This window comes from Mesorhizobium sp. M1B.F.Ca.ET.045.04.1.1 (genome assembly GCF_003952465.1).
In the GTDB taxonomy this organism is placed as follows: Bacteria; Pseudomonadota; Alphaproteobacteria; order Rhizobiales; family Rhizobiaceae; genus Mesorhizobium; species Mesorhizobium shonense.
The window spans coordinates 2834852-2860113 of sequence record NZ_CP034448.1 but is presented as its reverse complement, the minus strand read 5'-3'; the positions used below and the strand labels follow the sequence as shown (position 1 = coordinate 2860113).

Below are 25262 nucleotides of genomic sequence, written 5' to 3'. Positions count from 1 at the left end.
TAGAAGAGGAGGCCGTGCGCCACATTGGTAGAAATGAGGCGTCAATAGCATTAGAAATGAGGTACGATTTGCCACTATTTCAAAAATGGAGTTTTCACGTTTCAAATCAAAGTCCTGTATCGAAAGTTCGCGCATGACTGTGGCGCCAGGTGCTTCCGAGATAACAATCCGCCAGACTCTTGACATCCTCGATGGCCCATTCCGCGCTGTCGCGCTCGGGGTGGCCGAGGATAGATACGCGTTTTGGCTGGGTTCCGGCATCTCATTCGGTCGTGTTGACGGGCTAAAGAAAATTATCCCTCGCGTCCTCGAGTTTCTGCGGCAGCAGATCGATGCCGCGGATGGGGGTTGCCCATTCAAAGAGGCACTCGATCGGGCGCTTGCGCTCGCAGGTCTTTCGCGTGAGGAGTGGACCCGTGTGGATTTTGGGTCGGGATTTGCAACCTGGCCTGACCGCGAAGCGATCGTCGAGCGCCTTACGAACAACTACGCACGGCTGCTGGACATCACCGTTCCCGGGAAGCCGGACGACTATCTCCTGTGGGAAGGTGTGGATGTGCCAACGACATTCGCCAATCCAACAACCGAGCCCGACGTCGAGCATCTTTGCGTGGCGATGCTCGTGTTGGAGGGCACTGCCTCGGACATCGCCACGGCCAACTGGGATGGGCTGGTCGAAAAAGCGATGAATGAGCTCACTGGGAATGTCCCGAAGCTCGTCGTCTGTGTCAGGTCCGAGGACCTTCGTCAGGCGGCGCTCGTTGCACAATTGATCAAGTTTCACGGCTGCGCCGTTCTCGCCGTGAAGGATCAACCGCACTACCGACCGTTTCTTGTCGGGCGCTTCTCGCAGATTAATCGTTGGGCCGCGGCTCAGGAAAACAAGGCGGTGATCGGTCGTCTCACCGATATCGCCGTCTCTAAGCCAACGCTGATGTTGGGTTTGTCGGCACAGGATTCCAACATCCAGGCGCTTTTCGCGAGCGCGGAGGCGACAATGCGATGGCCATGGCCAGGTGAGCGGCCGAGCTTCGTGTTTTCCGGCGACAAGGTCGGAGCCGATCAGGAGGCCCTGCTCAAGAACGTGTATCCCAACGATTACACTGGCGCGACGCGGACCCAGATCAATGGGCAATCCCTCATCAAGGCCTACGCGAATCCCCTTCTGATGGCTCTGCTCCTGTCCGTGATCTGTGACAAGATGAGAGCCATGGTTAACTTGGTCGAAGGCACGCTGAGCGACGACGGCAAGCAAGCCGTAGAGCAGGGCCTTGTCGCTCTGAGGAACCAGATTGCCAGTGCTGACAATGGAAGCCGCCTGGACTTTGTGAAGGCGTTCGCCGACCAGGCGTCGCGCGCGATGACGATGTTCAGGGATGGCTCGGCCGGGATAGTACCGCGTCGGTACAATCCCTTGACGTCGGTGCCTCTGCACCACGTGGCGGGCGATCCCAACATTCCTTCCTCCGGCCTGGCCGAGGTAGCCGTCGTCGCCGGCATATTGGGCATTGGCCTCGAAAGCGGCGCTTGGACGTTGGAAGGAGTGGACCCTTCGGATCCCACTGCCGGCATCGTTCGCGTGTCGACCGCGACCGCCAGCACGAAGGTTGTTCTTGCCGCGAACGGTCGGGCCGCGGTTCGACTGCAGCAGAACGGTCACATCGTTGACGAGGAGGACGCCGTGCTAGTTTACAGCGCCGAAAAGCCCCTCACAATGCCACGGTCGCCGCGTAGCTCCCCTGGCCGGACGGGCCACTTGGGCTTGCGCGAGGTCAGCATATACGATCTCCTGCAACGCGTGACCGGGGTTGCTGATCTCGTACAGTATTTCCGTGAGGAGGCTGCGATATGAGCGCTTCCACGCCCATAGAAAGCGTTGTCGAGATCCTGACTGGATCGGGCTATCGGCGACTCTCGTCGCCGCTTTCGATTGCCGGGCTTTCTTTCGAGTTCCCTGCCGCACTGATCGGCGAGAATCCATCTCCTGATCTCGTCCTGGTTGCGGACACCGCTTTTGAGGCCGACACGCGAATCCTTCGCAAGGTAGAGGGGTAGCCCGCGCCCTCGATGTCGCCCGGTCGAAACGCCCGCTCACCGCCATTTTGGTCGGACCCCGGCCCGCCGGAACGGTTCTCGATGCTATGACGAAGGTCTGCCGTGTCCTGCCCACCGGTGTCATCCAGCCCGACGACACCAGTGGCCTGTTACAGAATTGGCTGGCGGTCTTGCTTCCCCTTGCGCTACCCGAACCGAGCCAGAACGTTACGGAGCCGCTTGAATCAATCGCCCAGCGCTCGAAGGATCTGGATGACAGCGTCCTTGGGGTCATCACGCTGGCGGCCCAGGGAGCCGACACCGTGCAAGCGCGGCTCCATGAACTGCTCAACACCTCGTTGAAAGTGCCTACCGTGAACCAATTGAACGAATCAGGTCGACCAGTTGGCGGAGTTTTCGAATGAGCCCAGCTCAGTTGCAGTCCATTACGCTGACCGACTTCCGCAGCATCAAAGGCACCATTTCAGTCCCGTTGGACGCGCCGATCGTTCTTGTTCACGGACAGAACGGGGCGGGAAAGACAAGCCTGCTTTCGGGCATCGAGCTGGCTTTGACTGGAGGTGTCCCCTCGTTGGAGCGCGTCGACCCCGACTACGCCAGCCATCTGGTACACAAGGATGCCAAGTCGGCCCGTATCTGGATCAACACCGACGGCTTGCCCCGCAACGAGGCGGAGATCAATGTCGGCACTGATGGGATTTCGGGCGCCGCGCTGCTCGCCGCTGACTTGGCTCGATTCTACAGCGAGCGCTGTTTTCTTGCCCAATCCTCGTTGGGACGGCTGCTTGAATTGTACCAGGATTCCCCAAAGCGAACCGATTCCGCTCTCACCAAGTTCGTCAAGGACCTGCTTGGCCTCGATCATTTCGACGCCATTATAGACGGACTTCACGACGCGGGCGACGTTCGCCGCCTCCGATCGGGCGTGCCAGCCTATGCCGAAACAAGGGATGCGATCCCACAGATCGAAAACGAGATCGAGCGTTTGCGGAGTGGATTGGCGGCGACAGATTCCCGTATCCTCGAGCTCAGTAGGCAGAATGACGAGCGAACGAGGGCGGTCAACGCGGTGGAACGCCGTGACGTCAACGCACGTCCGCTCTCCGCCGAGCAGGAAGAACAGGAACTCATCCGATTGGCGAATCTCAGGCGGGAGATCGAGGTCGCGCACCGCCAGTGGCAGCAGGTTTCGACTACTGATGCCTCGCGGCAGCGAGTAGCTGCCCAGCCACGCAGCGAGGCAGCAGAAAATGCGTTGCAACAATGGAACGCAGCCCAGGGCCGCGAATTAAACCGACTGCTGGAACGCCTCGCTCCCTTGTTTCCCGATCTGCCGCCAGCTAGCGAAGGACCGCAACACGCCTATTCTGTGGCGCTCGCGTCCGTGACTCAGGAGCTTGCCCGTTGCTCGGATGTTCTGGCCAGCGACTCGCAGGCCGCACAGCGCGAGACCGATCTCAGCGGCGAATACACTCGGGCAAGGACCCGGGCCGACGCCCTTGAGAAACAGATATCCGGCTATGCTGCCGAGGCCGGCACGTTGGCGCAAGCGCTCAGTGGCCTCTTACCCCACATCCATTCGGAGGATTGTCCCGTTTGTGGCCGTGATTTTAGCGAGGAATCGAAGACCCCGCTTTACGCTCATCTCTCGGCAAGGATAGCGGAGCTGACGGCCGTCTCTGGACAGCTGCAGGCGCTGAACAAGGATCGCGCCGCGACACTTGCGGCTGCGTCCAACGCGGAGAGGCAGCTTGGCGAAATCCGGAGCAGACGGCTTGATAATCAGGCTCGTGACGCGCTCAAAACCAGACAGGCTTTGTTGCAGGAGATCCATATTGCGCTCGAGGTCATCTCCGATAGCGTTGCCGAGGGCCAACAGCTGCTTGCGGCTGCGGCTTCGGCATCGCGTGAGCTTTCGGATTTGGCCGCACTCGACCAAAGTGGGACGGCGCTGCGGGACTCCCTGGTTCGCTTTGCAACCGAACTCAATCTCGACCCGATCAGCCCGACGGAATCCGTAGATGCGGCCCTGTCGCGGTTCGGGGCGGAAGCGGCCCGGCTGGAAGAGGTCTACACCTCAAACCAGAGCATTCGGCGCGAAATGCGAGGCAACGCGCTTGAGGTGCAACGTCTGACTGCTGCGCGTGAACCTGTCGTGTCGGCGATTGCCAACTCGCAGGCGCGACTTGACCAACTGAATGCCGCCAAAGGTCGGGCGGACTCGATCATTCATGATGCGCGCGAGCTTGCGAAGCGCGTCGGCGAGGCGCGTACGACAGTCGTGAGGAAAGTTTTCAATGGTTCGCTCAATCGCGTTTGGCGTGATCTGTTCGTACGCTTGGCGCCGGAAGAACCGTTCGTGCCCGCTTTCGCAGTGCCTGAGACAAATGGGGGACCTGTCGAGGCTATCCTGGAAACTTGGTACCGCTCCGGCGGCAAAGGCGGAAACCCCCGAGCCATGCTGAGCGCGGGGAACCTCAATACAGCGGCACTAACGCTGTTTCTCGCTTTGCACCTGTCGGTCACTCCAGACCTTCCGTGGCTGATAATCGACGATCCAGTTCAAAGCATGGACGAAGTCCACATCGCTCAGTTTGCGGCATTGCTGCGCACGCTGGCCAAATCGAAACTGCAGCGCCAGATCGTCGTCGCAGTCCATGAAAAACCGCTGTTCGATTATCTCGCCCTGGAATTCAGTCCGGCCTTCCAGAATGACAGGCTGATAACGATCGAACTCAGCCGAAGCGCCGATGGGCAGACGCTGATGAATTACCAGCCCCACGTCTGGCAGCCCGACAAGGCGATCGCCGCTTGACGATTCGACGCCAGGTGCGGCTGTGGAGAAGAACGGCTTCTGCGAACCTGGGGGAAAGCCTATCTGAAGGTCACGCCCTTTGTCCGCGTGACTGCAGCCAGCGCGCGACGGCCGCTTGTCTCCTCGGCACCAAAGCAGCCGTTCATGGAGAGTTGGCTCGACTTCTGCCTGCTAATCATCGACATCGTCGAAGATCGTGCTGCTGTCGGCAGCAGCCGACGTCGCCGAGATACTTGCCGACGTAGCCGCCTGCGCTGACCACGCGGAAGGCTCAGGCGAGGGTCCGTCCTCCTCAAGCGTGCTGATATGGGCGCTGATCTCGGCATAGAAGGTGTCGAGCGGCTCCGTCCGCCCACTCGGGAAAAAGAACGGTTCGGCCTTTTCCATGCTGTATTTGAAGTCCTCATAGAGGCTGAGTTCGTTGTCCGAGGAGAAACTCCCCCGCACATGGTCCAGCAGGTTACCAAGATCATTCAGCCACTGTTTACGGAAGCGTGAGGCAAGATCGTCAAATTCGTCGCGAGTGAAGATCTGCTGGTACATCTCGTTCGCAAACACATCGGTCCGCATCCAGGTGATCGTGTCATCGTCGACGTATTCCACGATCCTCTCCCGGGCTTCTTCAGGCAGGAGACCGTAGGAGTTGAGGGCCGCCAGGAGCAGCAGACTGCCCGATGAAAGGTTGCGGGGGTTTGTCGTTGCTGACCATTCGAGAATGTCTGGGCGCGCAGCGACGATCTTGCCAAGAAAGCCGTCACCGGCACGGGCACCGAGGAACGATTTGAAAATCTCGTCGAGCGAATGATCCTGAAACCGCTCCGAGAGCTCTGCAAACAGCGAGGCCGGGATGCGGACATGGGCGCGTTCAGTAGTCAACGGTGCGCATACGACCTCGCGCATTAACCGATCGACCTTGGCGCCATGTACATAAAGCTCGATCAGCTCGGGGGAGCGAGCGACTATCTCGGCGAATGCATCGGTCACTGTCGGATGCCGGAACACCCAGCGGTCACCGTCATGAGCTGAAAGGCGCCGCGTCAGGCTGTCATTCAAATGCTCCATAGCCATGGCCACAGCCGCAGGCTGCACGCCCAAGAGCCGCTTGACCATTTCGAGCGCCGGCTGCTTCCCGATTGGCGATGGCACGCCGCTTTCCGAGTTGAGGAAAATCAATGCGATTGCGCCAAGGGACGGCGCATCGAGTTGTTCGAGCACTTCGGTCAGAAACTCGACCGGCTGCTCGACAAGCTCCTTCATCCGACCCGCGCTCAGCTTCAGCTTACCTGTGAACAGAGGATCACCGAGTCGTCGTGCGGTTTCTGGCAGAAATGCTTTGTTGGCAGCGACAGAGGGCATAAACGGCTTCAGTCGCTGGCGCATTGCCTGGGGCTGGATCCGGCGGACGTGATTGTAAAGCATCTGCGCGCGCTCATTGTCGGTCAGCTCTTGGACATTTACGACGACTTGGCTCTCCTTGAACAAGGGGAACGCACTCTGTTTTAGGTAGGGTCGGGCCGCTCCCCAGATATAATTGCGGGACGTAAAGACGATGCGGGCGCCGCCCTCGATCGCCGCACGCATCGTGCCGAGTTCGGCGTTCCACCGGCTCATTCGGTCCACGTCGAAGTGATTGGACCCGAAGGCATCGTCAACCCATAGCAACTGCTTCTCGCCAGGATGCCAAAGGTGCAACTGGTCTGGCGCGTTGATTTTCAGGGCGCCGATACAGCCGTCGTCGAGTGCGCCCAACGCCAGGATCGCCGCGATCGTCGATTTGCCCGAGGCCGGATCTCCCAGCAGGATTACGAAGCGATGCTCTTGGAGCGCCTTAACCGCCTGTCGATAGGCGTCGGTCGGCACGAAGCAGCTGAGATCGGATCCCATATTGTCGAGGATCGCCTTGGCCTGCTTGTAGGCATGGTCGGTGATGATGTGCGAGAGGTCGCCGATCCCGTAGATCCGTGGCACCAACATGCGCAGACGCACACTCTGGTCCAGCTGTTGCTGGATCCATGAGCCGCCAAACACCTGGCATCGCTTGACGCCTGCCGCCTTGAAGGCGTCGCAAATCTCCTTGTCCGCTTCACCCGATACGCCCGCATTGGTCAGGATCACATAATCCTCAGCGAGGCCGTTCTGAGCCAGCAACGCTGCCTTCGGCAGCTCGCTCTTGAGGTTGGCCAGCGTGAGGTTGGCGCCCGGCTTCCCCGTGTACTTGCACTGGAGCGTCGACTTGATCGGCTGGCCGTCGTCACCGGTCCAAGTCCCGAGAAACGCTCCGTCTCGACCTCCATCGTTCGACCCTAGGAAGGTCTGCACCGGGCGTTTCAGGATTTCGGCCGCGACGGCCGTGGCGAGATCCTGAAAAGCTTTCCAGCCCAATTTTGTCAGATCAAACGTCATCGCTGTGTTTCGCCGGCCGCAGGATCATTCATCCTGATGGTGGATTGGAACCTGACGCTGAGGACGAGATTCAGAGAGCACCCCAGAAGGCATTTCATCTTCAAAGACCTCTGTGTACGGCTCTTCGTCGTCCCCGTCGCTCTTCCCGCTCACCAATCCGGTCGGAATATCTCCCGCCAGAAGCTTTTCCTTCGACAGCAGCCCTGCGTCCTCGAGCGCCTCAAAATCCGGCAGCTGCCGCAGCGTGTCGAGCCCGAACTGCGACAGGAAGTTCTTGGTCGTCACATAGGTGTAGGGCGCGCCCGGCTGTGGGCTGCGCGGCCCCGAGGCGATGAGATCCTGTCCGCGCAGCACGCCGATGAGATCGCGCGACACCTCCTTGCCGAAGAAGGAAGACAGCTCGCCGCGGGTGATCGGCTGGAAATAGGCGATGCACATCAGCACGAGCGCCTCCGACTGCGACAGTTCTTTTGACCCGTCGGCGCCCTGCTGGCCGAATGCGGCGTGGATGACGTCGCCAAAAACCTTTTTGGTGCGGTGCTGCCACCCGCCGGCGACCGCGACCAGCTCATAAGGGCGGCCGGCGAGCTCGGCGCGAATGTCGTCGATGATCAGATCGATATTGCAGTTTCTTCCCACCACCCGCGCGAGGACACTACGTGTCACCGGTTCGCTGGCCGCAAAAATGACCGCTTCGACGCGGCCCATCCACTCGCGCCAGCGCAGTTCCGGCGGCAGGTGCTCGAGCTCGGTATCCAGCAGTGCCGGCTGATCGTTCGGCTTGCGGCGGACGGAGGCTTGGCCCATCGCTACAGCCCAAACAGCCGGAAGCTGGTGCGACCCGACAGCTCGCGCACAACCTCGAGGTGTTGCAGCCGCTCGAACAGTCGTCGCGCCGCAAAACGCGACAGGTTCTTGGTCGTCAGGGATCCGGCGACGGCATCTTCATTCAGGAGCAAAAAAATCACGTCGCTGGCGCCTTTGGCGCGCAGTTTTGGGGACACCGCCAGGAGTTTTTCGGCGCGGCGCCACAGTTCGCTGGCCAGCCGGCAGGCATCGGCTACTGCATGAACCAGCGCAACGCAGACCGAGCGCTCAAAGCTTTTTTCGCCGGGTCGGATGCGCTTGCCGCCGCCGCCCTCGGTGCGGAACGCCGGGCCAAAGGCCTGCGCCATCAACAGCGGCAGCGGGCGCGGCCAATGCAGACTTTGCGCCAGCACCAGATCGGCGAGCCACAAGGCGAACAGCTCGGCATCGGGGCGGGTGGCTAGGACATGGGCGGCGATTGCCGCCGCGGCGAACGGTGCCGGCCGCTGCGACCCCGCCACGTCTTCGATCTGCGTGCAGAGGTCGGCGAGAGCCTCATCGTCCCAGGCGAGCCCGAGCATCTCGGCCACTTTTGCCAGCCGATCGGCGCTGACCGCCGGCGGCTGCAGCGCCAGCTGGCGCCAGGCGCCATAGATGGCGCCGGCGGGACCGGGGTCGGCGCCGGCCGGGCAAAGCTGCCAGGCATCGCGCAGGCAGGCCGCGTCCTCGGCGCGGCCGGCGAGCCGCATGCTGGCGGCGGCGCAGTTGAGCGCCAGCCGCTGCCGCCAGGCGCCGGCCCAGGCCGGCTGCGCCCGAGCCAGCGTGTCGAGCGAAGCCAGGGCGGCGCCGGCTTGGAAGGCGGCGTCGCTATCGCTGCGCACGTCGTCGGCGAGCGCCCAGGCTGGGACGGTCGGTGGCGCGGCGACGGAGCTGGCGGTCGCGGGATCGAGGCGAATCATGTGTTTGGAGGGTAAAGCGGTCGTGCGCTTTTGGCGATGATTTTCGGCGCAAAACGCACAGCCTGTCGGCGCTATAAAACGAATGATAATGTTGCCTTATCAGCCATTTAGTCACGTTAGCTGCCGCTCCCAGAGCTCTCTATTAGCTCTACTGAGGAAGCTCTGGATTTAGTGCGGTTCCAAACCGCAATGCCGAAATTGCTTGAGGCGCAAAGCGGTGTCCGAATGCGGCTTTCGACAGTCTGCAGCGCTACTAAACGCGCTCGCGAGCGGCTTCATAACCCTCAGCTACACCACCCGACGGGACACGACCGTTTGGTTTTTGGGCTTTCGGGGCAACGACAGGCATCAAAAACCGTAAGAAGAAGATTGGTCTCAATCCGGATCCGTTTGATCCGGATGTGAGTTGAACGTGCGCTTGGCAGACCTGGCAGCGACCTACTCTCCCGCGTCTTGAGACGAAGTACCATCAGCGCTGGAGCGTTTCACGGCCGAGTTCGGAATGGGATCGGGTGCAGCCGCTCCGCCATCACCACCAGGTCGGCAAAACGCACGTTCGAGAAGCTGTCTATCCGTGCCGCCATCTGGCGACAACCCCTGGTAGTTATTCTAGAGTTCGCCCCCACAGCGCGTGAAGCCCAACACGCGATGCTTGCGGATAAAAGAGGGCCTCCCCCGCTGCCAACGGGTTCTTCATCCGGCGCCACCTCGAAGGAGGCCCTTTGACCTTAGCCACCTCTGCCCCGGGTCCGTGAGAAAGAAGTCAAACATTTCGTCGCCACACCGAGGGCAGTCGGCAAGCTCATGAAATGGTGGGGCGACATTCTCCTGCCTCGCGCGATCTAACGCCGACCTTTCGTATTTGAGACCCAATCTTGTCGTCAAATAATCGGAACAAACCGGCTCTTGATCGGGGTCAGCGCTACGCAACACCCCGAGTGCGTGCCCGTGTTCATGAAGCTGGCCACAGCCGATATTGTCGAATTCCAAATCAAGCCCATAAGCCTCGCGAACCATCCACCAAAGAGTTACGCATGCTAACCCTTCCGCGACCTTCATCCCTCCCCCGATATCGCTGTGGTAGCCGGGAAACCAGAGTTGGCTAAAGGTCTCCTGATCTCCTGTATTTTCAAACAGTATCGGCCTGAATGACCAGCGCCGTTCATGGATAGCCATCGCATGGCGGAAATGCCTTATTCCGGGCTCAAGCCGACTGCCATTAAGGTGCCTCGACCGGTCCCTCATCACATATATCTGGTTACCTGGGACACAATCAAAAAGACCAAGAAAATGTACCTCTTCGCGAGGGGATAGACATGGCTTTTCCGCGTTAACCTGCCATTCCCTAAATTCCTCCTCAATATTGCCTTGCCATCCTCTTAGGCCGTGCCTGACGATCATTCCAGCAAGATGCCGCGCCGCGAACGCCCCCCGGCTAAAGCCAAAAATGTAAATCTTGTCGCCACGCTGATGGTTTCCAGCCACCCATTTCCATGCTGCTCTGGCCGTCTGGAAGACACCCTTCCCGGTAGCGCCAAACAACCATTTTCCGAGCGTTCCGGCGTGTTCGCCAACACCTTGGAAATAGTTCTTTGTTTGATCTCTTTTTGACAGGGATTGGTATATTATGTCGATATTTGTACCGCTGTTGGTTTGGCTGACCGCATTGTTCCATGTGCCGTCGATACAGACGACAATTCGCTTACCCATTGACTACCCCTCGTCGCTAGGAACCACGTTCTAGCTTAATGCATTTTTTGTTGATCCAGTAGCCCGCAGATCCCGTGTCACTGATGGGCACACCGGACCACGCAAGTTCGTCTCTGGGACTTTCTCATGTGCAACGATTTCGAGCAGCATATCGCCTGGGCGGAGTATTGCCGGATGATGGCCTCACTGGCGCTCGAGATCCCGACACATCAAACCGAGCTCGATTTGCCACAGGCGGACGATGTCCGCATCAACGACCCGGCGCCGATCATACGCTCGGCTGATGATGCAATAGAGCGTACTTCAATGACCTTCGGGTTTCCGCCGGCAGGCCTGAATGGCGGGCCGGTATTCAATTTCCTCTCCGAAGGCCAGCAATTCGCAAATAGCAAACGCTGTCTCGTGCCGGCGTCTGCATTTTTCAAATTCACCGGGAAATATCCGTAGGCGAAGCACCGCTTCACGCTTAACGGGTCTCCCTTTATGACGATCGCCGGGCTGTGGCGTGCAGCTACCGGTAACAAACCGCCGACCTTTACGATGCTCACGACCGATCCCGGCCCCGATGTCGCGCCTTATCACAATCGGCAAGTCGTCGTCCTCCAGCCCCACGAATGGGTGGCATGGCTCAGCCTGACCAAGCCCGAAGCCGAGCTGCTGCGCCCGCTGCCGATCGGCTCGCTTGCCGTCGAGACCGTCCGCCCGGAGAAGTCATAGCCTACCGAAGGACTTCCGGCACGCTCAGCGGTCCAAGCTCCAGAATTCGTTCATAGGCTCCTTGACGCCGCCAGACGCCGCGTGCGCCCTCTCCCCGTCCCGCTTCGGGTCGAAGGCGACGCCTCCAAAGTGACCCAGAAAGGCAGCGGCGGCTTCGGGGGCGCGCAAAGCAATGCAGCCGCCACTGTTCCTGTTTGCCGTCGTCCCAAACTGCAATCACGGCTCTGATCCGGCATGCGGGAGGCGTTCTCTCAGAAAACGCCCGATCAGCGTCAAGTTGCGATCGGTGCAGATATCGTTGGGGAGCGCGACCTGATGAGGCTGCCAGTCATAGTTAATGACGGATGGCGTCGGAATGCTCCGGCTGCGCTTTACCACGCGTCGTCTAAGAAACTGTCAGCCTGAAGGCGAATCGCCGCGAGCGTCAGCGCAATAGCGCTGTTGGCCAGTGGTTTCTCCATGTTGAGCCGCCTGCCGAAATAGCGCCAGGCGGCGACACTTCTGTCGTCCAGATCGTCGCCGGTTTTATCACGTTGCGGATCAAGGATGCGTGCATCGCAAGGGTCATGGTCGATCTCGACCGTCCAGTCCTTGAGGGATTTCCGGGTGAATTCGGCGACCTTGGCCAGATCGGCGGTGAGATAGGGCAGACCCAATTCGGCGACCTCTTCCGCCGTGCTGGTTCGTTGACCCAGCCCATCACATAGCAGATGTCGATGTCGAGCCGCCGGTCCGGGCCGGTGGCTGTTTCCAAGCGAGTGATGATCTCCGGGTAGAGCCGCTTGCGGTCAGGCCCGGTGGCCAAGTTGGCCGTCTTCACCTTCGGCTCCTCCGGCCCGGTGCTCAAAGCCCGATGTCGGACTACCCTGTCTTCCGGCCATCCGGCACAGCATCCTCACAGGCGGCCTGCTCGGCCGCATACCAAACTTTGGCTGCTGCGCGCTGTTCGTCGGTTGGCTCTGCGTCTTTGGGCAACCCATCCATTTCCCACAGTTCCACCGCGAACATGCCATTATTGCATCTTCGATTGAGATTCCGGTAAAACTACATCCCCGTCCGATATTTTTGTCGATATCAGCGATGTACGTCACGACTGTGTGCCTAAATTTTGCGCAAAAAAGCCAATGCCGCATTAGTTAGCGACAACTAATACTCAACCTCAAATCTCGTGAGTTTTGGTAACTACAAACGGCGCGCAGCCCCGCAGGGCTGCGTTTTTGATTCAGGGCCGGCGTCGTGGCCGCGTGGCGGACCTGAGTTCGCGCGGCCGGCGCTGGCTGCCTATCGGGACAAGCCAGCGCCGGCCGCTTTCTTTCAGCCAAGGAGGACCTCGGCGGATCCATCGGGATATCTGTCTGTCGCAGACTGCGTGAAATTTCATATTCGATAAGCGTCGACTGCCGAATCTGCTTGACTGCCGCCTTGCCTGCAACGCTTCTCGTAAGCATTCCAGCGTCCGCCGGTTTCGATACGGGAACCTTTCGCAACCAGCGGAGTTGATGGCGCGGTTTGGAGGCTTTCCTTGAAAAATCTCGAAGCTGTCGAAGCGCTGATCGGCCCCGCAAATGCCGACGGTATCGAACAGGCAAGAAACCTTCTTGCTCGTTTCAGGACCTCTGAATCATTGGCGTCAGCAATCGACGAATTTCTGCTCGATTTCATCACACTTGTTTTCGTCGTCGAGAACAAGCAAGAGAGCTTCGAAAATTCGTTGCGGAGACTGACACTGCTTAAACTCGAGAGGGTCAAGAGGCTGTTGGCCATTTCACCGCTGTTGCAAGACAGCCGCGTCGGATGATGGACGTGCTGTAAAGCCAACCATGGCGGCATGTTCATCTTCGAGTTGCCGTGAACCTCAGCTGTTTCAGTTCGAATGTTCATCATCTGCGTGAACTGGTTTTCAGTGCTCGCCCAGGATCGGGATTCGCTGCTTGTCGCCGCGCCTACAGCCGATGCTAATCCAGCGACATCTGCTCGGCGGGGTCCGGCACGGTCGCATCGAAAATAGCCCCCCAGTCGCGGCCGGAAATGCCTCCTTCTGCTTTAGATTTCTCGCGAACGATTTTCCGCAACTTCCGGGCGGCCCTGGTGAAATTGGCTTCGAGCAATCGAGCCTTCGTTTCGTCGGAGAAAAGGCTCTCCTCTTCTCCAATCGATACGGCAGCTCCCGACCGCGAGGCAGGACCTGCCGACAAAGACGCCGGTGAGCTCGCTGGCCGCGCCGCGTTATACAGCAGAGCCGAAGACGGTTGGCCGCTGGCAAACTGTGTGCTCCCGGTCGACGACTGGACGGGAGCCGCAGGGTCCGGCTCGCGGACGTCCAAACCTCTCCTGTAGGTTTCTGTCAGCGCCGGCACCGTCGTTGGCGGCATCAGCTCGACCGCGGGGACCTCAGGCGTGTGTGCCCTCGAGAACGCTTCCATCCGGTGGAAGGGCTTCTGGCGGAAGAAGCGAAGCTTGTCGGCAAGCACCGGCGCCTGCGCCTCGGCCAGGATCACAATTTTGTCGGCAGAGAGCTGGCGAACCTCCTGCGGCATCATCAGGTCGCGTTCGCGAAGCTGCTCGACCTTGGTGCGGCGATGCAACCCCATCAGCTCGATCGATCGCGACTCCGTCGTGTAACGCACCGTCCGCTTGCCGAGGCTCTTCGAGATGGTTTCCGCCGTCACCTGATCGTTGGCCCCGTATACCAGCTGATAGCCGCAGTTGCCCATCAGCGAATGGCGCGCCGTCTCGCCATAGATCTCGTCGAGGTTCTTCAGGTCCTGGATGACGAAGGCAATCTTGATGTTGTAACCAGCGACATAAGGCAGCTTCGTGGTGATCTCGCTCATCTTCTTCAGCTGCCGGAACTCGTCGAGCAGGAAATAGACAGGTACCGGCAGGTTTGCGTGATCCAGCATCAAGAGATCGAGCAACTGCTGCACGAACAAGGCCAAGAGCGGTTTCAGCAGCGTGATGTCGGTGATGCCGGGAGACAGGTAGATGGTGATCGGCCGATGCTTGAGCGCACGCAGGTCCATGTCCGTGACGCTCGTCGCAGCCGCAATGCGCTCGTTGCGAAACGGGCGCAACGCCTTCTGGATATCGAGCAGCGCCGACGCGGCCGCGCGCTCCGACAGCGCAAGATAGGCGTTGAAACTTTCCAGCGTGAAGCGCGACAGGTAAGGCTCGCTCTCCCTGACGGCTGCCATCAGCGCCTGCAGGTCGACGCCGCTGTTGAAGAAGGAGTTCACCTCGGCGAGGTTTCGCCGGCCCTCATAATAGACGCTCTCGCAGACATAGCTGATCACGCCGGCCATGATCTGCTGGGCCGTCGCCTGCCAGATCGCATTCTCGGAGTCTACCGTCTCCGGCACCAGGATCGAAGCAATGTTCTGGATGTCGGTGGTGCGCTCGCCGCGGTCGGTGCGGATGAAATCAAGCGGATTGTAGCGATGCGTCCTTGCCGAGCCCGGCGCGAACAAAAAGACCTGGTTGCCTTTCGACTTGCGATAGCCGGCCGTGCTTTTGAAGATCTCGCCCTTGAGATCGGTGACGACCATCGAGCCTTCATAGGTGAGCGCGTTCGGCACAACATAGCCGGCGCCCTTGCCGGAGCGCGTCGGCCCGATCACCAGATGATGCCGCTCATCATCGACGCGCAGGATCTTCTTTCCATATCGCCCAAGGATATGCCCCTTTTTGCCGAACCACCCTGCCCTGCGAAGCGACATGGCATCCTGGAACCGCGCATCGCCAAGCGGGTGTGAAACCGGGCGAAGCCCTGCATAGGCTACCAGGGCCGCACCGAAGAGTGCGGGTACGATCGCGGCAAACGCCACCGAGCGAAGCACGCCCGAGTCCGGATAAGCCATCAGCTGCCGCACTGGCGCCAGCAGATCGGCGGTGATGGTGGCGCTCAGCATGCGGCCATCGCGATAGATCAGCTGCAAGGCTAGTCCGTAGCAGAGTGTCCAGGCCAGGTAGCCGATCACCAGGCTGAAGGTCAGGTAGAGAGCGCGCAAGAGGCCGGTCATGACGGCGTCGCCCGCTCGCGCGCGAACAGGATCTCGGAGACGCCGCGACGGCCGCCATCGCGGCGCAGCTGGATGACGATCGGGATGACGCTTCTAATGTAGGAGATCAGATCCGCCTTCGGGTAAGCCGACGACAGGCCGGATTGCATGACCATCATGGCCAGCTGCTCATAAGCACCGAGCGGCGTGTCGGCATGCACCGTCGACATCGAGCCCGGATGGCCGGTGTTGATTGCCCTCAAGAAGGCGAAGGCCTCCGTGCCGCGCACCTCGCCGACGAGAAGCCGGTCAGGACGCATCCTGAGCGAGGCCTCCAGGAGGGATTGAAGGGATACCTGCGCTGTTCCCTGGTCGCCGCGCGAGGCCAGCAAGTGGACGGTGTTTGGCTGAGTTGGCGTAAGCTCGCGCGTGTCCTCCAGCGTGATGATGCGCTCGTGGCGGGAGACGGCGCCAAGGCAGGCGTTGAGGAACGTCGTCTTGCCGGTCGAGGTCCCGCCGCTGATCAGCATCGAGACGCGATTTGCAATGGCCGAGCGAATGAAGCCGAATATGTCACCCTCGCCAAGCAGGCGGGCGAGCAGCCGGTCCGTCTCGTTCATGCCCTGCATGTTTATCGCCACACCCTCGAGCGCGCCGCTGTCGCGATAGTCCTCGAGCGTCAGCTCGCTGACCCGATGCTTGCGGATCGAGAGCGCGCCGCCATCGGGCGCCGCCGGCGGAAGGATGATCTGAATGCGCTCGCCCGAGGGGAGTGCCGCGCTCAGCAGCGGGTTGCTTGCGCTCACGAACTGGTTGGTTGTCGCCGCCACGCGCTCGCCGATGTTAACGATCTCGGCGCTGGTCAACTCAGGTATCCGATGGTGCTCCATGTGATCGGCGCCAAGGCGCTCGACATAGACTTGCCCCGGCCGGTTGACCGAGATCTCGACCACGTTTTCATCGTCGAGAAAACGCTTCAGCGGTGCAAGCGCGCGGTAGAGGAAATAGTGCCGGTCGCGGCGGGCAAGCTCACCTGAGGCCACGTTCACGACGGACCTCCTTCAGTGCCTCTGTTACGGGATCGTCATACATGGCCGAGAAATCCAGGTCCTGGCGCACGAAGACAAAGATGCGCTCGCCTTGGCCGACGCTGATGGTCGGCTTGATCTTCAGGCTGTCACCGAGCGCCTGGTTGGCCATGTCGGAAAACGTCCGCGCGATCGTCTCGTGCGCCGTCTCCTCGGCGTTCTGGGAATTTCCGCCGCCGCCTGACCTGTCGCTGCCATAGCCGGTGAGATAGCTCGCGCCGCCGCCAACGATCGAAAGCAGGATCGCCGCGCCGAAACGCTCACGGAATTTCTTGTCGACGTGCCCCGTCAGTCCGGACCGGCCGAGGCTGTCGGCTCCGATCGAATCGAGGCGGATGCTCACCCCGTCGTCGCGCAGCATCCGCGTCCAAACCACGAAGATCCGCGTCTGGCCCTTAGTTATCTCCGACTGGTACTCGCCGATGAGCCGGGTGCCCGTTGGAATGAGCACGCGACGACCGTCGAAGGAATAGACGTCGCGGGAAACGATTGCCCTGATCTGCCCCGGAAGATCGCTGACGATCGCCGTCTCGAGGATGCCCGATATCAGCGTTCCTTCCGGCACCATGGCGTCGATCCGGTCGATCTTGCGTGCCCTCGCAGCCCGGTCGCGAAGACCGGTGGCCGCGGCCAGGAACTTGCTTGAACGGTCCTCCCCGGCCACGGTCGTGCCGTTGCCGTCATCGCGCCGGGCACCGTCGGCTTCGCCGTCCGATCGCTGGTCGTAGATGACCATCTTCGAGCGATAACGCTCAGGGAAACCGTCATCGGGGGCGGCTGGTGGCTCTGGTGCATCCGCAACCGCGGCAGGCTCCGGCGGCGGCGGGACATTGAATTGCGTGGTGTCGACCTCCTCCTCGGCGGCCGCCGGCGGCGGTGGCGGCGGCAGCTCGAGCACCTTGGGTTCTGGAGGCTCCGGCTGCTTGCCTTCTTCGCGCATGAAGGAAGGCGGCCGAAAGCCGGTGGTCGAGAATTCTTCCTCCCCGTTCACACCGTCTTTTGTCGGCTTGTCTTGCCCGGCCAGCACGAAATAGGCCGCGACGAGGCCGGCAGCGACAAGCAGGCCGCCGCCGATCAGCTGCCCGCGGCGAAGCGAGCGATCGGCAATCTCGGGATCCTCGCCCTGCCCCAAAGCAATGAGTTCTGGAGCGCGTTGCATCAATTGCCGCTCCAGCGCCGTTTCTTTGCCTGCCTGTCTTCAGCCGGTCCAAGGATGGCGGGATCGGGAGCGCCCAGATCGGGCTTGCGCAGGTTGAAGATGCAGGTCCACTGATTGCCGTCCCTCAGCGTGAACTGGGCCGCCGTGCCGTCGACGACGATATAGTCGCCTTCGCGACGGAAATTGCGCAGGGTCTCCGAGAAGTCCGTGTTGACGGCAAAGATCGCCGGCACGCGTCGGTCGAAGCGGAAAAAGGTCTTGTTGCCGTCGTCGAACAGGAGAAGCGGCTTCAGGTCCGCGTCGCCGGAAAACGAATAGTCGATGTTGATGTTGGCCTTGTCGATCGCCGAAATGTTCGGCCAGGAGGCCCGTTGCTCGGCCTCCCGGCGCAGAGCGCTGTCGACGTCCTTGTCGGGATAGACGAAGCGGATGCCGAACACCGTCCGGCTCGCGCCCGGTGCATGGTCCTGGAGTTCGAGATAGTAGATGCGCTTGGTCGTGACGACATTCATGTTCGTCGCGGCATTCCTGGCGACCGGCTTGACGAAGAGGATGTTTCCCTTCTCCGCCGGCACCACCTGCCAGCTTTCGGTATCGCCAAGCGATATCGTCTCGAACTTCTCGTCCTCGTCGAAGATTACCATGGTCGAGACACCATAGGTGGCGAAGACCTGCACGACGTTGTTCTGCTGATAGACGACGCTTCTGACGCGCGGGTCGAGCGCCCCTGCTTTCGGCGTCTGTGCCGCGAAAGCCGCCGTCACGGTCGCGCCAAGCGCCAGACATGCCCCCAGGCAGCGGGCCGTCATCCTCCCTGCTCCGGGCTCACCGTCTCCTGATCGCGGCGGTAGCTGTAGACCTGGAAGCCAAGCGGGTTCTCGAACCGCCACTCGTTGCGCACCGGCGTATCGGTGTAGCGGAAGCGGACAACGGAAATCCAATGCTGGACGGTTGCCTCCGTCTCGCTCTTTTGCGTCGTCGAGAAGCGCACGATGGCGGTGCTGGCATTCGGCAGGGTCACGGACTTGACCTCGACCAGAACCCGCTTAAGCCGGCCATAGATCTTGGCCGGGTTCTCAGGATTGGCGGCGCTGAACAGCGCCTGCAGGTCGCGCGCCGCCTCCGCCGTCGACAGCAGGGCGGCGATGCCGAAATTCTCCTCGATGGCGTATGGGTCATAGCCCTCGCGGTTGCGGATATAGCGCACCACATTGGCTTGTGTGACCGCCTCCTGCTCGGTCAGATTCGTCGGTCTCGTCAGCCCCGACTTGACCTCGATGAAGCCCGTCGTGCGATCGACCGTCACGACATAGGGCTCGAAGCTCTTCAGCGGCAGCATCAGCACGACGGCCGAGAGACCGAGCGCGGCCAGCCCGGCAAGAAGAAGCGCAAAGAACCAGGCCAGCCGCGCCGAACGCTTCGCCCGCTTCACGATCTCTTCTTCCCAGACATCTCCCTGCTGGAAATAGGAGCGAAGCATGGTGTTCGAGGTCTCGTCCATTGGTTTCATGTCTTCACTCAAGCCATTTCCCTTGCCGGCTATTTCGGCGTTCCGTGCGAAACGATCGCTCGTTGCATGGCGCTTCCTGAAGATGACGAGGCCGACGACAAGCGCGCCTGCGCCCGATGCGCGGCGGCGTTGGTGCCGGCCGACCAGGTTACTGCCGCGCGGCCCAAGGCGAGGCCGCGATAAGCCTGGCGCCGCGCCTCATGTCCGACCGGTGTGCCGAATGTTCCGACAATGCCTTGGGCCAGCGACTGCACCTGGAACAGCACGAAAGCGCCTGCGATGCACAGCATGATGAAGGCCGCGAAATCGCTGAGCTTGAGCTCTCGGCTGCCGGAGATCTGGTCGATCTTGGTCAACTCGGGCTGCATGGCCGCAATCAGGAATGCGGCGATCACATAGACGAAGAGCGGGATCAGCGCATAAAGCAGCGACTGGTTCAGCCAGCCGAGCGCATAGCTGCGCGTGGCATTGAAGAACATGCAACTGATGAAGATCGGCGCGGTGCCGAGCAATACCCACAAGATGACTTTGGCGAGCACCAGGATGCCGAGCGCGATCGCCACGAACAGGCCGGCGAACACCATGATGATCAGGCCGACCAGAGCCGGCAGCACCGAGAGATAGCCGGCCTGTTCGGCAAAGGCGGAGCTTGCGACATTGGCCGTCTTCCAGATCTGCGACAGCCCGTTTGTGGGCTCCGTGACGCCGGTCGCCGAAGCGGCCAGGATCGCTCGCCCGGCCGCTTCCGGGACCTTCGTCAGCCAGTCGTAGATGAGCGTGTTGAAGTCGGCCCATCGGCCGGCCAGGATCAGGATCGCGAAGACGCGCACGAGCCGGCCGACGATCTCGGCAGCGCTCAGGCGCGACGTGCCGAGCACCAGCTGGATCCCGTAGAGCAGGACCGCAAGCACGAACAGAACACGCAGCAGCGGCGCGATGTCTGCGCTCAGCGCCTCGAACGCGCGCTGCGAGAAATTCTCGCCGGAAGCGTCGATGCGCTCAAGAAGCGCGCCGATGAAATCATCCATCGCTATCCTGCCCGGCCTGAAGCGCCCGGATGGCCGCCTTGGCGCGCATGTCATTGACCTGTTTCATCGGGCCGCATTCGTCGGCCGCGGCATAGCTCGACAACATGGCAGGCCGCTTGCAGGGCGCGGTCTTGTCCTTTGGCGTGCCACAGCCCGAAACAGCGACCGCAGCCGCCGCCCAGGCAGCCAGTACTGCGGGGCGTCTCATTCGTAGGTCAAAGCCTTGCGCGTGTTCGAGATGTCGGTCAGGCGCCGCTGGTTTTCGGCCTGCAGCGATTGCACGCCGGCGCCGAGCACGCCGATCATTTCGTTCAGCGTCAGGCCCGTCTGCACCTGCAACTGCGTGTTCTGATCGATCGACCCCTTGACGTCGGTTGCCTGGCCGATGCCCTGGCCGGCGCCTTCCAGCGCGGCACGGCGTGTCTCGACCGCCTGCCTGGAGCCGTTGATCATCGCGGCGACACCGAGCACGGTGCGCATCAGCTCTTCGTAGGACTTGTCGCTCGCCAGTCCGCTGCCTTCCTTGCCCGAAAGCGACCTGACCAGCTTCAGGCCGTTGATGAACGTCGATGCGGCTTCAGCGACGTTGCCGTTCATCGCGCCGAAGTCCGGCATGCCGTCTTGCAGCAGCTTGTTGAATGAAGGAACCGACGAGACGCTGAACCCATTGCCGATCGCCAGATCCTTCAGCGAGCCGGCGTCACCGCCGCGATCGCCCGTCACGGCTTGAAGCGTCTTCTCTACTGTCGCCAGCACGTCCTTATTGGTGTCGAGGATTTTTGCCGTGATGTCGGCGGTCTTGCGCGCCACGGCATAGTTGGTCTTGTCGATGACAGGCATATCGGCCCTTGCCGGCGACAGCGCGGCCATGGTTGCCAATACCGCGGCAGATATCCGTCTCATGATTTCCTCCTTCATTGGGGTGTGATCTGCAGTCCGGTTTCGCTGTCGCTCCCGGTGGTGCAAGGCCGCTCGGTAGTGGTCCTGGCTGGTCCTGCGTTCGTGGCGCAATCCTTGCCGGGAGGCCGCGAAGCGCCTCCGTAGCCTCCGGATCGGCTGGATCCGGAGATGTCGCTCAGCGACAGCGCGTTGCGCGAATTGGTGAGGTCCGCGAAGGCCGTGCCGAGCAGGATGAGCCGGTTCAGCATTTCGATGTTTGCGTTGCGCGCGCCGCTGTTTTGATCCCAGCTGTCCTGGACCGTGCCGGTGGTGACAGCGCCGAGCTGCTCGAGCCAGGAGCGCACATCGCCGGAGCCGTCGGCCATTGCCGCCGTCAGCCCCATGGCGTTGAGCGTGGAGTGGCGCGCGCCCTCGAACGCAGCGCTTCCGCCGCCATAGCTCAGCGGTATCCCGGACTTGTCCGATCCGCCGAATGCCGGCAGCCATTTGTGGGTGATGCTGGCAACGTAGCCCTGTGTCTCGCGAAACGGCGGGATGCCGCCGTATTTCTGAACGTTGCCCGCCCCGGCATTATAGGCCGCGAGCGCCAGCGCAACATTGCCGTTGAAGAGCCGCAGCTGCTGCTTGAAGTAGCGTGCGCCACCGCGCAGGTTCTGCTCGATGTCGTAAGGATTGACGCCGAGATCGCCAGCGGTGCCCGGCATAAGCTGCGAAAGACCGAGAGCCCCGGCGCCGGACTTGGCGCAAGGATTGAAGCGGCTTTCCTGATAGACGAGCGCCAGGAACTGGTTCTCGTCGATCCCCTCCTCCCGGGCAATGCGTCGCACCAGCCCCGCGATCGTCGGATTGGCCCTGGCGGCCGCGACCGGATCGTTCTTGCGGCCAGGCCGGTAGAGGGCGCACGTGATGCCCTGGCTTTTGCCGTACCGGTCACGATCGATCCGATCGAGTTGCGTCGCGGTTTTGTCGCGCTGCTGGCGCGGATCGAGCACGGTGCCGTCGATCGTCGCGACATCGGCGAACGCTGGCGACCAAAGCAGGCTGAAGAGAATGGGGAACCGCCTGATCATGTCGCCTCTCCCCATCCACAGAACTCGGAGAGCCATCGCTCAGGCTCTTCGCCAAGGCGCGCACGCAGCGCCGCACACGCCTCGACGGTCTCCTTGCGGCCGGACAGCACCTTGACGATGTCGGGCATCGCCGAAAGATCGAGCCGCGCAATGACGGAATCGTTGCCGTGCTTGATGAGGAATGTCCGTCGCTCGGGCGGCGTGTTCCTGATGAAGCCGAATTCCTTGGCCGTCAGCCCGAAGCGTCCGATGTAGCTTTCCTCATCGGCGCGAGGATTGGGAAAATGAATGTTGGTCGCCGACTGCTCGATCAGCGTGTGCGCCTGTGCCGCGCGGGCGATATCGGCAGCCGACTGAGTGCCAAAGCCGACAATGCCGTTCAGCTTGCGGATCGTCTTCATCTTGTCGACGATGAAGGCGCAAAAGGTCGGGTCCTGAAGGAGCTTCCAGCCCTCGTCCATGAAGATCAGGACGGGTTCGCCGGTCAAAAGCTCATCCAGGCGATGGTAGAGATACATCAGCGCCGGCGTCCGCACCTCGCGATTGTCCAGTATGTGAGTCATGTCGAAGCCGAAGATCCGCCGGCCCGAGAAGGAAAGGACGTCGCGATCGGCATTGAAGAGCCAGGCTTTCTCGCCTTCGAACCAGGGCCTGAGCCGCGACTGCAGATCGTTGGCGTCGGCGCGCGAACGGCCCATCAAAAGGCCTGAGAGATTGGAAAGCGTGCGCTGCTCGAGGGGCTCGCGCCCGATACGGGCGATCGCGCGCTCAAGCGTGTCCTCCTCGTCCTGGGTGAACCCGCCCTCGCCGGCCGGCTGCAGCATGGCTTTCATGAGCCGCGAGAGAAACTCGCGATTGACCGGATTGTCCTCAAGCTGAAGCGGATTGAACCCGGTCGGCACGCCCGGCTGGAGTTCCTCATAGGCGCCGCCGACGGCGCGGATGAAGATCTCGGCGCCGCGGTCCTTGTCGAAGAAGACAGCCTTCGGCTCCGGCCTTATGCGGAAGGCCTGAGCAAGCAGGAAAGTCAGCACCACGGTCTTGCCGGACCCGGTCGGACCCGTGACCAGGAAGTGACCGATATCGCGCTGATGGAAGTTGAAATGGTAAGGCGTCTGCGAGGTCGTCTCGAGGATGGAGATCGGCAGCCCCCAGTGCAGCCTGTCCACCGCGCCGGTGGCGAAGTTGTGCATCGACGAGAAGCCGGAGAAGTTCGCGCTCGAAAGCATCGCGCGCCGGGCAATGTAGGCGTGGTTGCCCGGCAGCTGCGCCCAGAACGAAGCCTCCAGATTGAGGTCTTCGCGCAGCCAGTTGATGTTCATGTCGGTGAGGCAGGAGCCGAGTTCGGCGATCGTCTTGTCGAGGCCCGCCAGGTCGCGCGAGACGCAAAGCAGGCTGAAATGGTGATAGCCGAAAACCGCCTCCTGATTGACGAGGCTGTCGAAAGCGAAGTCGATGTCGGTTTCCACCGTGCTGCCGGCCTCGTCCGAGGCCTGGATCTGTCGCTGCAGCCGTGAAATTCGCTCCTGCGCGATCGGCTTGTCGGCCAGCGTGAACGACTGGGTGCAAATGAACTCATGCTCGGCCTGCAACAGGCCGTCGAGCATGCCGGGAGCCGAAAACGGCGGATATTCCTTGATCGACAGCATCGCGCCGAAACGGTTGTCGGACCGGGTTGGACCCTGCGCCTGCATCACGCGCCGGGAAAAATGCAGACGCGAGGATCCGACGTAGCTTGCGATGCCCATGCGCGGCAGGCGCATCGGCTGCGAGACACCGCAGTTCAGGATCGCATTGAAGAACGCGCACGGCTCCGAATAGGGGTCGCCACCGCGATAGACGATGCCGAGGGCACGCGCGCCATAGCTTTGAAGCTCCCGCACGACGTTGCCGGCGACTTCCTCGAGTTCAGCGACACGTTCTTGGAGCCGGCGCTCCGCGACCGCGGCGCCGGAGGTCCTGTCGAGCACTCTCGAGACGGCCTCCGCCACGCCAAGCGCACCGCGCATGCCAGCACGCACGATGGTCAGGTAGAGCTCGTTCTTGAACATGTGCTTGGCGCGCAGCTGCGCCATGTAGCGCTGGTCGAGCAATGCGCAGAACGGATCGGTGAACGCGCCCGAGATCGCCGGGTCGATCCGGCTGCGGATGATCGTTGACCACAGCGAATAGCGGCTGGATCCGAGCGCCCGGATCATCGTGTTCTGCACGCTTGCGCGCATATTGAGCTCGGCCTGGTCCTGCGTCTGGAAAAACAGGCCATCAAGCTTGATCACGCTCGCGATCGCGCCGCTTTCCAGGCCAATCACGGTGTCGGCAAGATGGCGCGTATAGGGAATGTGGGCGGCAATCGCGCGATCGCGCCGGCTCTCCCGGCCAAAACCCAGCTCTTCGGCAACGATGTTCAACATGGTCATGGTCCGTAGGAGTTCGTGCGCCAGAAGAGCCGGTTCGGCGTCCGCGGCGTGCGGCGGCCGGCAACCTGGGCAAGGTCGAGGATGCGAATGTCTCGGCTGCAGAAGCCAAACAGCGTGAGATAGACAAAAGGTGCGATTGACGCCGACCAGAAGCTCGCGGTCACCAGGAAGGCAATCAGCGTGACGCCCACGATGATGTAGAATGCATTCAAGGGAATACCCCACATCATTGGCGGCCGCGTCAGACCAATCACCAGCGGCGTCAGGGTCGGTTTTTCGTCGGTCATTCTCAGGCCACCTATTGACCGACGGCCGAGATCATCTGGTCGACGATCGCCGGCGCCCCAAAAACCAGGCCGATGCCGAGCACGACCGCGCCTGCCGTGAACCATGACAGGCGTCCCGCGAAAGCCAGGAAACCAAGGCTGATCACCGCGATGATCGCCAGCAGCCGGCCGAACGGGCCGGTGATGAAGTCGACGATCATCTGAACCGCGGTCTCGAGCGGCGCAAAGGCGCCACCCGAACCCTGGGCGAAAGCGAGATCCGCGCCGGCAACGTGGAAGGCCGCGCCGAGGCAGATGATGAGGACAACACGCCCCCTCATCGTTTGCGTCGCACTCGAG

22 protein-coding genes, 1 rRNA gene and 1 pseudogene are annotated in these 25262 nt (G+C 61.4%); 6 read left to right on the top strand and 18 right to left on the bottom strand.

Features of this window, described 5'->3' with window-relative positions; genetic code table 11:
- The first annotated feature begins 133 nt into the window (after positions 1 to 133).
- From EJ071_RS13810 to EJ071_RS13795, 4 genes are all read left to right on the top strand, one after another.
- The gene (locus EJ071_RS13810; RefSeq protein WP_189521459.1) at positions 134 to 1852 is read left to right on the top strand and encodes an SIR2 family protein; all 1719 of its coding nucleotides are present in this window, start codon (positions 134 to 136) and stop codon (positions 1850 to 1852) included.
- Positions 1849 to 2055, top strand: coding sequence for a hypothetical protein (locus EJ071_RS13805; protein ID WP_126098358.1), 207 nt, complete (start codon positions 1849 to 1851; stop codon positions 2053 to 2055). The genes EJ071_RS13810 and EJ071_RS13805 overlap by 4 nt, the downstream gene beginning before the upstream one ends.
- Positions 2056 to 2141: 86 nt before the next feature.
- Positions 2142 to 2459: a hypothetical protein gene (locus tag EJ071_RS13800; RefSeq protein ID WP_126098357.1), complete on the top strand. Its 318-nt coding sequence runs from the start codon at positions 2142 to 2144 to the stop codon at positions 2457 to 2459.
- Positions 2456 to 4870 (top strand): AAA family ATPase, encoded by a 2415-nt coding sequence (locus EJ071_RS13795; RefSeq protein ID WP_126098356.1) that lies wholly within the window; start codon positions 2456 to 2458, stop codon positions 4868 to 4870. The genes EJ071_RS13800 and EJ071_RS13795 overlap by 4 nt, the downstream gene beginning before the upstream one ends.
- A gap of 171 nt (positions 4871 to 5041) precedes the next feature.
- Here the strand turns inward: EJ071_RS13795 and EJ071_RS13790 are convergent, their stop codons facing one another.
- The 5 genes from EJ071_RS13790 to EJ071_RS13770 form a co-directional block, all read right to left on the bottom strand.
- Positions 5042 to 7273: a hypothetical protein gene (locus tag EJ071_RS13790; RefSeq protein WP_126098355.1), complete on the bottom strand. Its 2232-nt coding sequence runs from the start codon at positions 7271 to 7273 to the stop codon at positions 5042 to 5044.
- A 24-nt stretch (positions 7274 to 7297) separates the two neighbouring features.
- On the bottom strand, positions 7298 to 8080 hold the full coding sequence (locus tag EJ071_RS13785) for an SMC-Scp complex subunit ScpB (RefSeq protein WP_245460227.1): 783 nt from the start codon (positions 8078 to 8080) through the stop codon (positions 7298 to 7300).
- A gap of 2 nt (positions 8081 to 8082) precedes the next feature.
- The gene (locus tag EJ071_RS13780; protein ID WP_126098354.1) at positions 8083 to 9039 is read right to left on the bottom strand and encodes a DUF1403 family protein; all 957 of its coding nucleotides are present in this window, start codon (positions 9037 to 9039) and stop codon (positions 8083 to 8085) included.
- A 425-nt stretch (positions 9040 to 9464) separates the two neighbouring features.
- Positions 9465 to 9579, bottom strand: a 5S ribosomal RNA gene (gene rrf / locus EJ071_RS13775).
- Positions 9580 to 9732: 153 nt separating this feature from the next.
- Positions 9733 to 10749 (bottom strand): DUF2235 domain-containing protein, encoded by a 1017-nt coding sequence (locus tag EJ071_RS13770; protein ID WP_126098353.1) that lies wholly within the window; start codon positions 10747 to 10749, stop codon positions 9733 to 9735.
- A gap of 126 nt (positions 10750 to 10875) precedes the next feature.
- Between EJ071_RS13770 and EJ071_RS13765 the strand changes: the two are divergent.
- A pseudogene (locus EJ071_RS13765) lies at positions 10876 to 11466 on the top strand (SOS response-associated peptidase family protein).
- 371 nt (positions 11467 to 11837) lie between these two features.
- Here the strand turns inward: EJ071_RS13765 and EJ071_RS13760 are convergent.
- The gene (locus tag EJ071_RS13760; protein ID WP_126098352.1) at positions 11838 to 12122 is read right to left on the bottom strand and encodes a hypothetical protein; all 285 of its coding nucleotides are present in this window, start codon (positions 12120 to 12122) and stop codon (positions 11838 to 11840) included.
- Between the two features lie 866 nt (positions 12123 to 12988).
- Between EJ071_RS13760 and EJ071_RS13755 the strand changes: the two genes are divergently transcribed.
- Positions 12989 to 13264, top strand: a complete 276-nt coding sequence (locus EJ071_RS13755) for a hypothetical protein (RefSeq protein ID WP_126098351.1) — start codon at positions 12989 to 12991, stop codon at positions 13262 to 13264.
- A 157-nt stretch (positions 13265 to 13421) separates the two neighbouring features.
- On the opposite strand, the gene EJ071_RS13750 is transcribed toward EJ071_RS13755, so the two are convergent.
- The 12 genes from EJ071_RS13750 to EJ071_RS13695 are packed head-to-tail and all read right to left on the bottom strand — an operon-like array spanning position 13422 to position 25243.
- A complete protein-coding gene (locus EJ071_RS13750; protein ID WP_126098350.1) occupies positions 13422 to 15485 on the bottom strand; it encodes a type IV secretory system conjugative DNA transfer family protein in 2064 nt (687 codons plus the stop codon).
- Positions 15482 to 16513: a P-type DNA transfer ATPase VirB11 gene (gene virB11 / locus EJ071_RS13745; RefSeq protein WP_126098349.1), complete on the bottom strand. Its 1032-nt coding sequence runs from the start codon at positions 16511 to 16513 to the stop codon at positions 15482 to 15484. Before virB11 ends, EJ071_RS13750 begins: the two co-directional genes overlap by 4 nt.
- The gene (gene virB10, locus EJ071_RS13740) at positions 16494 to 17711 is read right to left on the bottom strand and encodes a type IV secretion system protein VirB10 (protein ID WP_126098348.1); all 1218 of its coding nucleotides are present in this window, start codon (positions 17709 to 17711) and stop codon (positions 16494 to 16496) included. Before virB10 ends, virB11 begins: the two co-directional genes overlap by 20 nt.
- The gene (gene virB9, locus EJ071_RS13735; RefSeq protein ID WP_126098347.1) at positions 17711 to 18520 is read right to left on the bottom strand and encodes a P-type conjugative transfer protein VirB9; all 810 of its coding nucleotides are present in this window, start codon (positions 18518 to 18520) and stop codon (positions 17711 to 17713) included. The genes virB10 and virB9 overlap by 1 nt, the downstream gene beginning before the upstream one ends.
- Positions 18517 to 19212: a type IV secretion system protein gene (locus tag EJ071_RS13730; RefSeq protein ID WP_126102572.1), complete on the bottom strand. Its 696-nt coding sequence runs from the start codon at positions 19210 to 19212 to the stop codon at positions 18517 to 18519. Before EJ071_RS13730 ends, virB9 begins: the two co-directional genes overlap by 4 nt.
- 38 nt (positions 19213 to 19250) lie before the next feature.
- Positions 19251 to 20249: a type IV secretion system protein gene (locus EJ071_RS13725; RefSeq protein WP_126098346.1), complete on the bottom strand. Its 999-nt coding sequence runs from the start codon at positions 20247 to 20249 to the stop codon at positions 19251 to 19253.
- The gene (locus EJ071_RS13720) at positions 20242 to 20457 is read right to left on the bottom strand and encodes a hypothetical protein (RefSeq protein ID WP_126098345.1); all 216 of its coding nucleotides are present in this window, start codon (positions 20455 to 20457) and stop codon (positions 20242 to 20244) included. Before EJ071_RS13720 ends, EJ071_RS13725 begins: the two co-directional genes overlap by 8 nt.
- Positions 20454 to 21152, bottom strand: coding sequence for a type IV secretion system protein (locus EJ071_RS13715; RefSeq protein ID WP_245460226.1), 699 nt, complete (start codon positions 21150 to 21152; stop codon positions 20454 to 20456). Before EJ071_RS13715 ends, EJ071_RS13720 begins: the two co-directional genes overlap by 4 nt.
- A gap of 11 nt (positions 21153 to 21163) precedes the next feature.
- Positions 21164 to 22219: a lytic transglycosylase domain-containing protein gene (locus EJ071_RS13710; protein WP_126098343.1), complete on the bottom strand. Its 1056-nt coding sequence runs from the start codon at positions 22217 to 22219 to the stop codon at positions 21164 to 21166.
- Complete coding sequence (locus tag EJ071_RS13705; protein WP_126098342.1) at positions 22216 to 24630, bottom strand: VirB4 family type IV secretion/conjugal transfer ATPase; 2415 nt, start codon at positions 24628 to 24630, stop codon at positions 22216 to 22218. Before EJ071_RS13705 ends, EJ071_RS13710 begins: the two co-directional genes overlap by 4 nt.
- A gap of 2 nt (positions 24631 to 24632) precedes the next feature.
- On the bottom strand, positions 24633 to 24923 hold the full coding sequence (locus tag EJ071_RS13700; RefSeq protein WP_126098341.1) for a VirB3 family type IV secretion system protein: 291 nt from the start codon (positions 24921 to 24923) through the stop codon (positions 24633 to 24635).
- Positions 24924 to 24934: 11 nt separating this feature from the next.
- On the bottom strand, positions 24935 to 25243 hold the full coding sequence (locus EJ071_RS13695) for a TrbC/VirB2 family protein (protein ID WP_126102571.1): 309 nt from the start codon (positions 25241 to 25243) through the stop codon (positions 24935 to 24937).
- Between the last annotated feature and the right edge of the window lie 19 nt (positions 25244 to 25262).